Origin of the sequence: Pseudomonas sp. EZ-C24 (assembly GCF_014525325.1) — a bacterium.
Lineage (GTDB): Bacteria > Pseudomonadota > Gammaproteobacteria > Pseudomonadales > Pseudomonadaceae > Aquipseudomonas > Aquipseudomonas shirazensis.
In genome coordinates this window covers 1,150,217-1,163,817 of record NZ_JACDIU010000014.1, presented here as the reverse complement: position 1 = coordinate 1,163,817, position 13,601 = coordinate 1,150,217, and the positions used below count along the sequence as shown (strand labels likewise).

Sequence of the window (13,601 nt, the reverse complement as noted above, 5' to 3'; positions counted from 1 at the left end):
CCCTGCCGGGCGCCAATCACGGCGCCCGGCCCATCTACTGTTCAACGAGGATTTCCATGCGCGCGATTCGCATGCTGTTGGTTTCCGCCCTGGCTCTGGGCACCCTGTCGGCGCATGCCGGCGAGAACGATGTGAAGCGCCTGACCGATCTGCTCGAGAAGTCGCAGACCATCGAAGCCAATTTCTCCCAGCTGACCCTGGATGCCGGCGGTACCAGTCTGCAGGAAACCACGGGCAAGATGACCGTCAAGCGTCCGGGCCTCTTCTACTGGCATACCGATGCGCCGCAGGAGCAGGTGGTGGTCTCCGACGGCCAGAAGGTCACCCTGTGGGACCCGGACCTGGAACAGGCCACGGTGAAGAAGCTCGATGTACGTTTGAACCAGACCCCGGCGCTGTTGCTGTCGGGCGATGTCTCCAAGATCAGCCAAAGCTTCGATATCACCTCCAAGGAGCAGGGCGAGGTGATGGACTTCACCCTCAAGCCTAAAACCAAGGACACCCTGTTCGATTCGCTGCGCGTGTCGTTCCGCAAAGGCCTGATCAACGACATGCAACTGATCGACAGCGTCGGCCAGCGCACCAACATCCTGTTCAATGGGGTCAAGGCCAACCAGCCGGTGCCTGCTGACCGCTTCAACTTCAAGATTCCGCAAGGCGCGGACGTTATCCAGGAGTAATCAGAGGCCGTCATGGACCTGTTTCGTAGCGAACCCGTCTCTCAGCCACTGGCTGCCCGGCTGCGTCCGTCCAACCTGGACGAGTATGTAGGCCAGGAGCACCTGCTGGCGCGCGGCAAGCCGCTGCGCGAGGCGTTGGAGCAGGGAGCGCTGCACTCGATGATCTTCTGGGGCCCGCCGGGGGTTGGCAAGACCACCCTGGCGCGGCTGCTGGCGCAGTTCTGTGATGCCCACTTCGAAACGGTCTCGGCAGTACTGGCCGGGGTCAAGGAGATCCGCCAGGCGGTTGAGGTGGCCAAGCAGCAGGCGGCTCAATACGGCCGGCGGACCATCCTCTTCGTCGATGAAGTGCACCGCTTCAACAAGTCGCAGCAGGATGCATTTCTGCCGTTCGTTGAAGACGGCACGCTGATTTTTATCGGTGCGACCACCGAGAATCCCTCATTCGAATTGAACAACGCCTTGCTCTCGCGGGCGCGCGTCTATGTGCTCAAAAGCCTGGATGAGGATGCGTTGCGCAAATTGGTCAATCGCGCCCTCAGCGAAGAGCGCGGCCTGGGCAAGCGTCAGCTGACGGTGGGCGATGAAGCCTTCAAGATGCTCATGGCCGCTGCCGATGGTGACGGCCGGCGCATGCTCAACTTCCTCGAAAACGCTTCGGACCTGGCCGAAGACGGCGCTGATATCGGCGTTGATCTGCTGCAGAGCCTGCTCGGCGACAGCCGCCGGCGCTTCGACAAGGGCGGTGAAGCGTTCTACGACCAGATATCGGCGCTGCACAAATCAGTGCGCGGCTCCAACCCGGATGGCGCGCTGTACTGGTACGCGCGCATGCTCGATGGCGGCTGCGACCCGCTGTACATCGCCCGGCGCGTGGTGCGCATGGCCAGCGAAGATATCGGCAACGCCGACCCGCGGGCGCTGAGCCTGTGCCTGTCGGCGTGGGACGTGCAGGAGCGCCTTGGCAGCCCGGAAGGCGAGCTGGCGGTGGCCCAGGCCATCACTTACATCGCCTGCGCGCCGAAGAGCAATGCGGTGTACATGGGCTTCAAGGCGGCCATGCGCGAAGCAGCCGAGCACGGCTCGCTGGAAGTGCCGCTGCACCTGCGCAATGCGCCGACCAAATTGATGAAGCAACTGGGCTACGGCGAAGAATACCGCTACGCCCACGATGAGCCGGATGCCTACGCCGCAGGCGAAGACTATTTCCCGGACCAACTCGAACCACGACCTTACTATCAGCCAGTGCCACGCGGCCTGGAACTGAAGATCGGCGAGAAGCTGCGCCACCTCGCCGAGCTCGATCGCAACAGCCCTCGCCAGCGGAGAAAACCATGATTGCCTTGATTGCGGCCGTCAGCGCCGGCGGCGTCGCCGGCACCCTGCTGCGGTTTGCCACCAGCAACTGGGTCAGCGCCCACTGGCCACGGCACTTCTATCTCGGTACGCTGGCGGTCAATCTGGTCGGCTGCTTGCTGATCGGCCTGCTGTATGGGCTGTTTCTGTACAAACCGATGGTCCCGGTCGAGCTACGCGCTGGTTTGATCGTCGGTTTTCTCGGCGGGCTGACCACGTTTTCGTCATTTTCGCTCGATACCGTGCGCCTGCTGGAAAACGGCCAGATACCGCTGGCCCTGGGCTATACCGCTATTAGCGTATGCGGCGGGTTGCTTGCCACCTGGGCCGGCCTGTCGCTAACCAAAATTCTGAACCAACACACCTATAACGAGAGAACGATATGCTCGATGCCAAACTGTTACGCGGCCAACTTCAGGAAGTGGCGGATCGCCTGGCCTCCCGTGGCTTTAGCCTGGATGTCGCGCGCATCGAATCACTGGAAGAGCGCCGCAAGGCGGTGCAGACCCGTACCGAACAGCTGCAGGCTGAGCGTAACGCCCGTTCCAAGTCGATCGGCCAGGCCAAAGCCAAGGGCGAAGACATCGCGCCGCTGATGGCTGATGTCGAGCGCATGGCCAACGAACTGGCGGCCGGCAAGACCGAGCTGGACGAGATCCAGGCTGAGCTGGATGGCATTCTGCTGACCATCCCCAACCTGCCGGACGCCAGCGTGCCGATCGGTGCCGATGAAGACGGCAACGTCGAAGTGCGCCGCTGGGGCACCCCGCGTGCCTTCGACTTCGAGGTCAAAGACCACGTTGCCCTGGGTGAAATCAGCGGTGGCCTGGACTTCGAGACCGCGGCCAAGCTCTCCGGCGCACGCTTTGCCCTGCTGCGTGGCCCGATCGCCCGCCTGCACCGCGCCCTGGCGCAGTTCATGATCAACCTGCACACCAGCGAGCATGGCTACGAAGAAGCCTATACCCCGTACCTGGTGCAGGCGCCTGCCTTGCAGGGCACCGGCCAGCTGCCGAAGTTCGAGGAAGACCTGTTCAAGATCAGCCGCGAAGGCGAAGCCGACTTCTACCTGATCCCGACCGCCGAAGTGTCGCTGACCAACATCGTTGCCGGCGAAATCCTCGACGCCAAGCAAATGCCGATCAAGTTCGTTGCGCACACACCGTGCTTCCGCAGTGAAGCCGGTGCGTCGGGCCGCGATACCCGCGGCATGATCCGTCAGCACCAGTTCGACAAGGTCGAGATGGTCCAGATCGTCGAGCCGAGCAAGTCGATGGAAGCGCTGGAAGGCCTGACCGCCAACGCCGAGCGCGTCCTGCAACTGCTGGAGCTGCCGTACCGGGTATTGGCCCTGTGCACCGGCGACATGGGCTTCAGTGCGGTCAAGACCTATGACCTGGAAGTGTGGGTGCCGAGCCAGGACAAGTTCCGCGAGATCAGCTCGTGCTCCAACTGTGGCGACTTCCAGGCGCGCCGCATGCAGGCGCGCTGGCGCAATCCGGAAACCGGTAAACCCGAGCTGGTACACACCCTCAACGGCTCCGGCCTGGCGGTAGGCCGGACCTTGGTTGCAGTGCTCGAGAACTACCAGCAGGCCGACGGTTCGATCCGTGTGCCGGAAGTGCTCAAGCCGTACATGGGCGGCGTCGAGGTCATCGGTTAAATGGATTACCTGCCGCTGTTTCACAAGTTGCAGGGCGGCCGGGTACTGGTCGTCGGCGGTGGCGAAATCGCCCTGCGCAAGGCGCGCTTGCTGGCCGATGCCGGCGCCGCGCTGCGCGTGGTGGCGCCGCAGGTCGACAGCCAGCTGATCAGCTTGACCGAGGCAACCGGCGGCGAGGTGCTGGTGCGTGGCTACCAGGTCACGGACCTGGAAGGGTGCCGGCTGGTGATCGCTGCCACCGACGATCCGCAGCTCAATGCTCAGGTGTCGGCCGAAGCGCAGGCACGCAGCCTGCCGGTCAATGTGGTCGATGCGCCGGCGCTGTGTACGGTGATCTTCCCGGCCATCGTCGATCGCTCGCCGTTGGTGGTAGCAGTGTCCAGTGGCGGCGATGCGCCGGTGTTGGCGCGGCTGATCCGGGCCAAGCTGGAAGCCTGGATTCCGGCGGCCTATGGGGAGCTTGCCGGGCTTGCCGCGCGGTTTCGCCATCAGGTGAAATCGCTGTACCCGGACGTCAATCAGCGCCGCGGCTTCTGGGAGACGGTATTCCAGGGCCCGATTGCCGAGCGTCAGCTGGCCGGGCAGAGCGCTGAAGCCGAGCGTTTGTTGCAGGCGATGGTCGACGGCGCACCGGTACAGCAGGGCGGTGAGGTGTATCTGGTGGGGGCTGGTCCGGGTGATCCGGACCTGCTGACCTTCCGTGCCTTGCGCCTGATGCAGCAGGCCGATGTGGTGCTGTACGACCGCTTGGTGGCACCGGCGATCATCGACATGTGCCGGCGCGATGCCGAGCGGATCTACGTCGGCAAGCGCCGCGCCGATCACTCGGTGCCGCAGGAACAGATCAATCAGCTGTTGGTTGAGCTGGCCTTGCAGGGCAAGCGCGTACTGCGGCTCAAGGGCGGCGACCCGTTCATCTTCGGCCGCGGTGGCGAAGAGATCGAAGAGCTGGCCGAGCATGGTATTCCGTTTCAGGTAGTCCCAGGCATCACCGCTGCCAGCGGTTGCTCGGCCTACGCCGGGATTCCGCTGACTCACCGTGATTACGCGCAGTCAGTGCGCTTCGTCACCGGTCACCTGAAGGACGGTAGCAGCAACCTGCCGTGGCACGATCTGGTTTCACCTGGGCAGACTCTGGTGTTCTACATGGGCCTGGTCGGCTTGCCGACGATTTGCGCCGAACTGATCCGCCATGGCCGTGCGGCGACTACGCCAGCGGCCTTGGTGCAGCAGGGCACCACGCGTAATCAACGAGTGTTCACCGGCACGTTGGCAGATCTGCCGGCGATGGTGGCTGAGCATGAAGTGCATGCGCCTACTCTCGTGATCGTGGGTGAGGTGGTGCAGTTGCGCGAGAAGCTGGCCTGGTTCGAAGGCACTCAGGACTAAGCTGCGCTGTTCTGTTTGAAACTCGGGGCCATTGCGATCAGGTTGTAAAAACCTGCTGCAATGGCCCCGAGTCGTTTCAGGGTTGTGGGCCTAGAACAGCGGCACTGAATAGCTGACGGTCAAGCGGTTCTGATCCTGATCCCACTCGCTGGGCACACCACTGCGCAACATGCCATTGCGCCAGCTGAACCCCAGCCCCTTGAAGGTGCCGCCCTGCACCACATAATCCAGGGCGATATCGCGCTCCCATTCCTTTTCGTCGCCGCCTGAGGCCATGCGAATATTCGTGCCCTTCAGGTAGGTGACCGATGCCACCAGCCCTGGCACACCGAGTGCGGCGAAATTGTAGCCGTACTGACCAAAAGTGGTGCGCTCGCCAGCGCGGGTAAAGCTGGTCACCAGGCGGTCAGTGAACAGGTAGATGCTCGACCCTGCGGCGCCTTCGCCGGTATTGCCCTGGTTGAGCTGAACGAAGTTGCCACTGTCGGACACGCGCTGATGCCCGAGCAGTACGCTGTGGCCGCCAATGGCATAGGTGAACATGGCGCTCCAGGTATCGTTGTCGATCTTGCCCGGCGTATCGGCCAGGCCACTGACGCGATAACCCTCGCCGCGCCCGCTGGCCGAATCGTTGCGTCCGCTTGCATCGGTCTTGAAGTAGCGCAGGTCGGTGGTCAGCGACTGGTTGTCGCTCAGTGCCCATACATGCACCAGGCCGCCGAAGTGCTGCACGTAATAGTCTTCGAGCTGGGCGGCGTAGTACTGCAGCTTGAGCGCCTTGCTCAGTTGATAGTCGGCACCGGCGAAGATGAACTCGTTGCTTTGCTCGGTGCCGCCCGCCACGGCCAGCCCTGAGCGGTTGGTCGAGGCGCGTCCGGTGGCATGCTCGAGGCGCCCGCCGATGAGGGTCAGGCCGTCGATTTCTTGCGAGGTGATCATGCCGCCTTCAAAAGTCTGCGGTAGTACCCGACCATCGTTGGCCACCAGAATCGGCAGCTTGGGCTGCAAGGTGCCGTAGCGCGCTTCGGTTTTGGACAAGCGCATCTTGCCGGTCAGGCCCAGCCGGCTCCATTCGTCGACAGCGCTGCCGTCGCTGTCGTCGGGGATCATCGAGCTGCCGCGATGATTGCCGGCGCCGCCGTCCAGGCGCACCCCAAGCAGGCCGAGGGCATCCACGCCAAAGCCGACCGTGCCGTCGGTGAAGCCTGACTTGTAGTCGAGCATGAAGCCTTGCGCCCATTCGGCCGTCTTGCTTTGCCCGGCGGCACCGGCGCGGTCGCGCATGTCATTGTTGAAGTAGTAGTTGCGCAGGTTGAGCGTGGCCTTGCCATCTTCGATGAAGGCCGCCTGGGCGGCGGGGACGAGCAGGGCGCTGGTAGCGGTCAGCAGTGAAAGGTGCATTAAGGGCTTTCTTGTCATTGTTGTTTTCCTGATGCAGTGGGGCGCCCAACGCGCGGGCGCAAGAAAGCCGGGCGCGGCAACGCCCGGGTGATGCTCTTCAGTGAGGGCAGTCAGTCAGGCAGCCATTCCTGCAAGGTCAGCTCGACGGTGATGAACGACAGGTTGCGGCCACGCTGCAGGCGGCCGGCGAAGATCTTGCCGTCGGCGTCGGCCAGCACCGCTTGCAGGCTGCTCGCGCCGGGGGCGATTTCACCACTGAGGCTGAGGATTTCCACCCCTGGGCCTGGCACATGGATGTCCTGCATGCCGCTGCGGCCCAGGTACTGCAACTCGCCGTCGATCAGGCTGCCGAGGCCGCCACGGACCACCGCCAGGCTGATGCCGTGGCTGGCGCAAAGGGCTTCGGCGCTGTCGATGATGTCTTCGTTGGGTTTGAGCCGGGCCACTACAAGGCGGCCAAGCCGGCCACTCTGTACCTGCGCTTCGCTCTGGATTGCTGCAGTGTTCATGACGCCTCCTGGAACACCGGATGAAGCAGGTTGAAGTGGGTTTCGGCATCAGGCTTGACCTGATACGCGACCTGGTCGAACAGGCACAGGCGCAGCACCAGCGGCTCGCTGCCGACCACCAACCGGTCGAGCACCAGGTGGCCGCCATGCTGCTGGCCGTCGCGGTCGATGAAGCCGGCGTGGCAGTGCAGCAGCGGCGCGCCGTGGGCATCGCGGCCGACGGTGATGGCGCCGCTGACAAAGGTGATATAGCCGTCCAGCACCACCGCCTGGCCGTAGTCGTAGGGCCGCTGCTGGTCAGTGGTGGTGACCATGCGGTGATAGCTCAGGTGCGCTGCACCGCCACACAGAATGCGCCCGACTGCACTGCGATAGCGGCGGCCCTGCAGCGCCTGCAGCAGGCCTTGGGCAACGTTGCAGGCCAGTGGCAGCACTACGCGCAGTTCTTCGCAGTCCGGCACTTCACAGTCGAGCAAGCGCGGCTGTTGCGGTTGGCCGCCGTGGATGAATACGCGCACGCCGTTGCGCTCTTCAAAATGCGGGTTCATAGCACCGCCTCGCTGGCGTCGAGCAGGGCGCGGATCTGTTTTTTGACGATTTTGCCGTAGCCGGACTTGGGCATCTCGGTCCAGCGCACAAAACGCTTCGGCCATTTATAGCGGGCCAGGCGTGGCTCCAGGTGGGCCAACAGTTGCTCGTCGCTGACCTCGGCAGTGACCACGATCACGGCGCAGCCGCACTCGCCCCACTTCTCGTCGGGCAGCCCCAGTACTGCGACTTCGGTGACTGCCGGATGAGTCAGCAGCGCCTCTTCGATCTCGCGTGGATATACGTTGGAGCCGCCGGAGATGTACATGTCCGAGGCGCGCCCCGTGATGAACAGATAACCCTCCTGGTCAACGTGGCCGAGGTCACCGGTGTGGAACCAGCCATGGCGGAAGCACTCGGCGTTGGCCTTGGGATTGTTGTAGTAGCCGGCGAATACGGCCGGGCCGCGTACGCAGATCTCGCCATCGCTGCCGGTTGGCAGTTCAGTGCCGTGCTCATCGAGGATGGCCACCTGCATGCCGGTGCGCGGGTAGCCGCAGGAGCCGACCTTGGCCTGGGGGCTGTCCTCGGCATCGTGGCAGTCCGCCGGCAGCACGGTGATGTTGCCGGTCACTTCGCCAAGGCCGTAGTACTGCACCAGCACCTTGCCCAGGGTGCGCAGGGCGTGGCACTGATCGGCGCGGTACATCGGCGCGCCCGCGTAGATCACATAGCGCAGGCTGCTGTGGTCGTAACGGTCGACGGCCGGGTCTTCGGTGAGCATCTTGACGATGGTTGGCACGGTGAACAGGTTGTCGACCCGGTGCTCCTCGACCAGCCGCCAGGCTTCGTCGCAGTCCAGCCGGTCGCCGGCCGGCAGCACGCAGGCGGCGCCGCGGGCGGCATTGATCAGGGCATGAATGCCGGCGCCATGGGACAATGGCGCCAGCACCAGCGAGCGCGAGTTTGGGTTCAGGCCGGGCATCAGGTCGGCCAGGTGATTGTTGATGACGAATGCCATCTGGCCGTGGGTGAGGATGCCCGCCTTGGGGTGGCCGGTGGTGCCGGAGGTGTAGAAGAACCACAGCGGGTCGTGATAGCTGACCTCGGCTGGGCGAAACGCTGGTTGCAGTGGCGCGCCTTGGTCGAGCAGGGCGTCGTAGCTCAGCTCGCCGTCACGCGGGGCGCCGATGGCGATGACCACGCGCAGTGCTGGCGAAGCTTCGCGCACCGCGTCGACATAGGCCGCCATGCCATCGTCGTAGAGCATCGCCACCGCGCCGCTGGAGCTGCCCAGGTAAGCCGCTTCGGGCGGGGTGATGCGCACGTTGGTCGGCACCCAGACCATGCCCAGGCGGAACGCTACCCAGGCACTCTCGAACAGCTGCAAATTATTGCGCGAGTGCACCAGCAGCTTGTCGCCCTTGCCCAGACCACGCTCGCGCAGGGCCGCGGCGACGCTGTCGACGCGGGTCAGCAGTTGCTGCCAGCTGTAGCTGTCGGCACCGCGGATGAAGCCGGGGGCATCGGGCAGGCGCCGGGCGATCTGGGCGAGCAGCTCGCCGAGGTTCATGACATTGTCGATCCCGGTCATTGCACAGCCTCCAGGATGCTGACGTAGTTGGTTACCGCCGCGCCGCCCATGTTGAACACCCCGGCACGGTCAGCCCGTGGCAGCTGCATGTCGCCAGCCTGGCCGGTTAGCTGCATGGCGGCCATTACGTGCATCGACACGCCGGTAGCGCCGATCGGGTGGCCTTTGGACTTGAGCCCGCCCGACGGGTTGACCGGCAGGCGGCCATCCTTGCGGCTGATGCCTTCGGCAATCACCCGCGCGCCCTGGCCGCGCGGGGCCAGGCCCATGGCTTCGTATTCGAGCAGTTCGGCGATGGTGAAGCAGTCATGGGTCTCGACCAGTGACAGGTCGGCCAGGCTCAAGCCGGCCTCGCTCAGGGCCTGCTGCCAGGCGCGTGCGGCGCCTTCGAACACGGTCGGGTCGCGGCGTGACAGCGGCAGGTAATCGTTGACCTGTACCGCAGCGCGCAAGCGCACAGCCGGTTGTTGCCCGGGCAGTTGTTCGGCACGGCTGATCACCAGCGCCGCAGCGCCATCAGTAATCAGCGAGCAGTCGCTGCGCTTGAGCGGGCCGGCCACAAACGGGTTTTTCTCGGACGGGTTACGGCAGAAGTCATAGCCGACATCCCGGCGCATATGAGCAAACGGGTTGAGGGCGCCGTTGGCGTGGTTTTTTGCAGCGATCATCGCCAGCGCGTCGGACTGATCGCCGTGGCGCTGGAAGTAGGCCTGAGCGATGTTGCCGAACACACCAGCAAAGCCGTTTTCGATCTGCGCTTCTTCGCGGGCATAACAGCACTTGAGCAGGATCTTGCCGACTTCGGCGGTGGGCAGCCCGTTCATCTTCTCGAAGCCCACCACCAGGGCATGGCGGGCCTGGCCGCTGAGCACGGCCTGCAGCGCCGAGTGAATCGCTGCGGAGCCTGTGGAACAGGCGTTTTCAACCCGCACCGACGGGGTAAAGCGCAGCGCCGGCAGATGATTGGCCAGCAGCGCGGAAGGGAAGTCCTGGTAGATCAGGCCTGCATTGAAGTGGCCGACGTGAACCGAGTCGATCTGCTCGGCGTCGAGCCCGGCGTGCTGCAGGGCGCCGATGGCGGCATCGGCCATCATCTGCTCGGGGTCGATATCGGGAAACTTGCCGAATTGGGAGTGGTACCAACCGCTGATTACCGGGGAATCCATGAGGTGCGTCCTCGCATGATGTTGTTTGCGAGGTCAATAGCAAGGGCGGTGCCAAGCTCGGTAATAGCCCTCTAGGCTGGGGCTTTGCTGGCGCAAGAGGGTGGTTGTCGGTAGCGAATGCCGGTCTACAGGTGTCGCCCTGGCTGCCAGGGCGACAGTTCAAGGAGACACCTGTTACACCTGCTGGGCGTCTCTGGCAGGCCTGTCACAAAATCTAACAAGCCCTCGGATAAATATTTTCTCAAGATAAATCAGTCGCTTGCCCGGTTCTTGCGAGCCGGCAAAGGGGCCTGCTGAGCGCTGTTACTCAAGCGTGGCACCCGTATTGCTAACAACATGCCTATCATCGCCGCAACTCGATCAATAAGAACAAATAGGTCAGGAGAGCTTCATGAGCGATTTCACCCGCCGTTCCTTTATCAAGACCGCCTCGCTGGCAGGGGCTGCTGTCGCCGCTGCCGGGATGGGCCTGTACAGCGGCAACAGCCGCGCCGCCGACTTCAAACTGAAGTTTGCCAACAACCTGCCCATCAGCCACCCGATGAATATCCGCGCCCGGGAAATGGCCAAGGCGATCAAGGAGGAAACCAACGGCGCTTTGAGCGTGCAGGTGTTCCCCAGCAGCCAGTTGGGCAGCGACACCGACACCCTGGCGCAGGTGCGCTCGGGGGCGGTTGACCTGTTCTCACTGTCGCCGGTGATCCTCGGCACCATGGTGCCATCGGTGCAGATCAGCGCCGTGGGCTTTGCCTTCAAGGACTATCAGCAGGTCTGGAGTGCCATGGACGGCGCGCTCGGAGCCCACGTGCGCAGCGAGATCGCCAAGACCGGCACCCTGTTCGCCTACGAGCGGATGTGGGACAACGGCTTCCGCGTGACCACCACCAGCACGCGCCCGGTGGCCACCCCGGATGACCTGCGCGGGATGAAGCTGCGGGTGCCGCCAAGCCCGATCATCATGTCGATTTTCCGTGCGCTGGATGCGGCGCCGACCAGCATCAACTTTGCCGAAGTGTATTCGGCGTTGCAGACGCGCATCGTCGAAGGGCAGGAAAACCCGCTGACCCTGGTGTCATCGGCCAAGCTGTATGAAGTGCAGAAATACTGCTCGCTGACCAACCACGTCTGGGACGGCTTCTGGATGCTGGGCAACAGCGCTTCGATCGGGCGCCTGCCACCGGAACTGCAAGAGGTGCTGCGCAAGCAGATCGAGAAGGCAGTGATGGCCCAGCGCGCCGACCTTGCCACCCTTGAAGGCAGCACCCGCGACACCCTCAAGAGCAAAGGCCTGGAGCTGGTCGAGTCGCCGGCAGAGCCGTTCCGCGAGAAGCTGCGCAGCGCCAATTACTATGCCGACTGGCATGGCAAGTTTGGTGACGAGGCGTGGGCGATTCTTGAGCAATTCTCCGGGAAGCTGGCCTGATGAGCGCGCCAGCCGTCATGGCCCCCAATCAATCGCTGCGCCTGCCGGCCCGGGCGCTGATCTGTCTGAACAGCTGGATCATGCGCGTGGTTGGCGCACTCGCCGTTACCTTGATGGTAATCGAGACGCTGGTGCTGCTGGCGGGGGTGATCTCCCGTTATGTGCTGCACAGCCCACTGATCTGGACCGACGAGCTGGCCTCGTCGCTGTTTATCTGGCTGTCGATGTTCGGCGCAGTGCTGGCGCTGGACCGCGGCGAGCACATGCGCATGTCGGCCTTGGTCAACAAGCTGCCGATTGCTTGGCGCGGGTTCAGCGAGACGTTGTCGGCGCTGATCGTATGTTTGTTCGTGGCGATGATCATCTCACCGGCCATGGAACACTCCCACGAGCAGATGTCGATCACCACGCCGGCGCTGGGCATTCCCGACGGTGTGCGGGCGGCGGCCTTGCCGGTTGGCGCGGTTTTGATGCTGCTGGCTGCGGTGGCGCGAATGGCGCGTTATTCGACGGTACGCCAGTTCATGGCTGGGCTAGTGGTGGTTGCGGCAGTGGCCGCGGTGTTGTGGCTGGCGCAGCCGCTGCTGGCGGCGATGGGTAACTACAATCTGGTGGTGTTCTTCCTGGTGTTGCTCGGCGCCTGCGTGTTTGGCGGTATCCCGATTGCTTTCGCATTCGGCACTGCGACCATGGCCTATCTGGCGCTGGTGACCCATGCGCCGCTGTCGATCGTGGTCGGCCGGATGGACGAGGGCATGTCGCATCTGGTCCTGCTGGCGGTGCCGCTGTTCGTGCTGCTCGGCGTGGTGCTGCAGCTGTCGGGCATGGCTCGCACGCTGATCGACTTCATGGCCTCGCTGCTCGGTCATGTCCGTGGCGGCCTGCAGTATGTGCTGCTGGGGGCGATGTTTCTGGTGTCGGGGATTTCCGGCTCGAAAGTGGCCGACATGGCTGCAGTCGCACCGGCGCTGTTCCCTGAAATGAAAAAACGCGGCTCCAAGCCCGAGGAACTGGCGGCGCTGCTGGCCGCTACCGGGGCCATGACCGAGACCATTCCGCCGAGCCTGGTGCTGATCACCATCGGTGCGGTGTGCAGCGTTTCGATTACCGCGCTGTTCATCGGCGGCCTGATGCCTGCCGTGGTCGCGACCATTGCCATTGCGGCGGTGTGCTGGTGGCGTTCACGCAAGGAAGACGCGCCGAAGATCGAGCGCGCGCCGATGTCGCGGGTCGGCAAGACCTTCCTCATCGCCTTGCCAGCCTTGGCCCTGCCGTTGCTGATCCGCGTGGCAGTGCTCGAAGGCGCGGCGACCGCGACCGAGGTGTCGACGATTGGTGTCGCCTACGTGGTGCTGGTCGGCCTGGTCATGCACTTGTTCATGCGCCATATCGACTTTGCCCGGCTGTATCCGATGCTGCTGGAAGCGGCGTCGCTGTCGGGGGCGATCCTGCTGATCATCGGCATGGCCTCGGCGATGGCCTGGGCACTGACTCAATCTGGCTTCTCCGCCTCGCTGGTGGAGCTGATCGAGGAAATCCCGGGCGGCACCTTCGGCTTCATGGTGGTGACGATTCTGGTGTTCCTGATTCTGGGCAGCGTGCTCGAAGGCATTCCGGCCATCGTCCTGTTCGGCCCGTTGATGTTCCCGCTGGCAGAGATGCTCGGCATTCACCCGGTGCACTACGCCATGGTGGTGATCCTGGCGATGGGCGTGGGCTTGTTCGCGCCGCCGTTGGGGGTCGGTTTCTACGCCGCCTGCGCCATCAGCAAAACCTCGTCCGACCACGTTATTCGCCGCGTCTGGGGTTACCTCGGGGCGCTGCTGGTAGCGCTGGCGGTAGTGGCCTGCTTCCCGTGGATTTCCATTGGTTTCCTTTAAGAGAGTCCTGTC

General features: G+C 63.8%; 11 protein-coding genes and 1 pseudogene. 7 read left to right on the top strand and 5 right to left on the bottom strand.

From position 1 onward, the window contains the following. The first annotated feature begins 56 nt into the window (after positions 1–56). The 5 genes and pseudogenes from lolA (at position 57) to cysG (ending at position 5,088) form a co-directional block, all read left to right on the top strand. The gene (gene lolA, locus IDM28_RS14585; RefSeq protein ID WP_101320829.1) at positions 57–680 is read left to right on the top strand and encodes an outer membrane lipoprotein chaperone LolA; all 624 of its coding nucleotides are present in this window, start codon (positions 57–59) and stop codon (positions 678–680) included. Positions 681–692: 12 nt separating this feature from the next. Further along, positions 693–2,018, top strand: coding sequence for a replication-associated recombination protein A (locus tag IDM28_RS14580; protein ID WP_101320827.1), 1,326 nt, complete (start codon positions 693–695; stop codon positions 2,016–2,018). Then, positions 2,015–2,386: pseudogene (crcB, locus tag IDM28_RS14575) on the top strand (fluoride efflux transporter CrcB); the annotation flags it as partial. The gene IDM28_RS14580 and the pseudogene crcB, both read left to right, overlap by 4 nt. Before the next feature lie 32 nt (positions 2,387–2,418). Further along, positions 2,419–3,699: a serine--tRNA ligase gene (gene serS / locus IDM28_RS14570; protein ID WP_150572326.1), complete on the top strand. Its 1,281-nt coding sequence runs from the start codon at positions 2,419–2,421 to the stop codon at positions 3,697–3,699. Then, entirely contained in the window at positions 3,700–5,088 is a 1,389-nt protein-coding gene (cysG, locus tag IDM28_RS14565; protein WP_150569898.1) for a siroheme synthase CysG, read from the top strand. Between the two features lie 90 nt (positions 5,089–5,178). Here the strand turns inward: cysG and IDM28_RS14560 are convergent, their stop codons facing one another. The 5 genes from IDM28_RS14560 to IDM28_RS14540 form a co-directional block, all read right to left on the bottom strand. After that, positions 5,179–6,489, bottom strand: coding sequence for an OprD family porin (locus IDM28_RS14560; RefSeq protein WP_150569899.1), 1,311 nt, complete (start codon positions 6,487–6,489; stop codon positions 5,179–5,181). A 110-nt stretch (positions 6,490–6,599) separates the two neighbouring features. After that, complete coding sequence (locus IDM28_RS14555) at positions 6,600–6,998, bottom strand: PPC domain-containing DNA-binding protein (RefSeq protein ID WP_101320816.1); 399 nt, start codon at positions 6,996–6,998, stop codon at positions 6,600–6,602. Beyond that, a complete protein-coding gene (locus IDM28_RS14550; RefSeq protein ID WP_181108605.1) occupies positions 6,995–7,546 on the bottom strand; it encodes a hypothetical protein in 552 nt (183 codons plus the stop codon). Before IDM28_RS14550 ends, IDM28_RS14555 begins: the two co-directional genes overlap by 4 nt. After that, the gene (locus tag IDM28_RS14545) at positions 7,543–9,120 is read right to left on the bottom strand and encodes an acyl-CoA synthetase (protein WP_188036303.1); all 1,578 of its coding nucleotides are present in this window, start codon (positions 9,118–9,120) and stop codon (positions 7,543–7,545) included. The genes IDM28_RS14550 and IDM28_RS14545 overlap by 4 nt, the downstream gene beginning before the upstream one ends. Beyond that, positions 9,117–10,286 (bottom strand): acetyl-CoA acetyltransferase, encoded by a 1,170-nt coding sequence (locus tag IDM28_RS14540; protein ID WP_188036302.1) that lies wholly within the window; start codon positions 10,284–10,286, stop codon positions 9,117–9,119. Before IDM28_RS14540 ends, IDM28_RS14545 begins: the two co-directional genes overlap by 4 nt. A gap of 391 nt (positions 10,287–10,677) precedes the next feature. On the opposite strand from IDM28_RS14540, the gene IDM28_RS14535 reads away from it, so the two are divergent. Both IDM28_RS14535 and IDM28_RS14530 read left to right on the top strand, forming a co-directional pair. Continuing rightward, positions 10,678–11,709: a TRAP transporter substrate-binding protein gene (locus IDM28_RS14535; protein WP_188036301.1), complete on the top strand. Its 1,032-nt coding sequence runs from the start codon at positions 10,678–10,680 to the stop codon at positions 11,707–11,709. Then, on the top strand, positions 11,709–13,589 hold the full coding sequence (locus IDM28_RS14530) for a TRAP transporter large permease subunit (RefSeq protein ID WP_202883886.1): 1,881 nt from the start codon (positions 11,709–11,711) through the stop codon (positions 13,587–13,589). The genes IDM28_RS14535 and IDM28_RS14530 overlap by 1 nt, the downstream gene beginning before the upstream one ends. Positions 13,590–13,601: the final 12 nt, after the last annotated feature.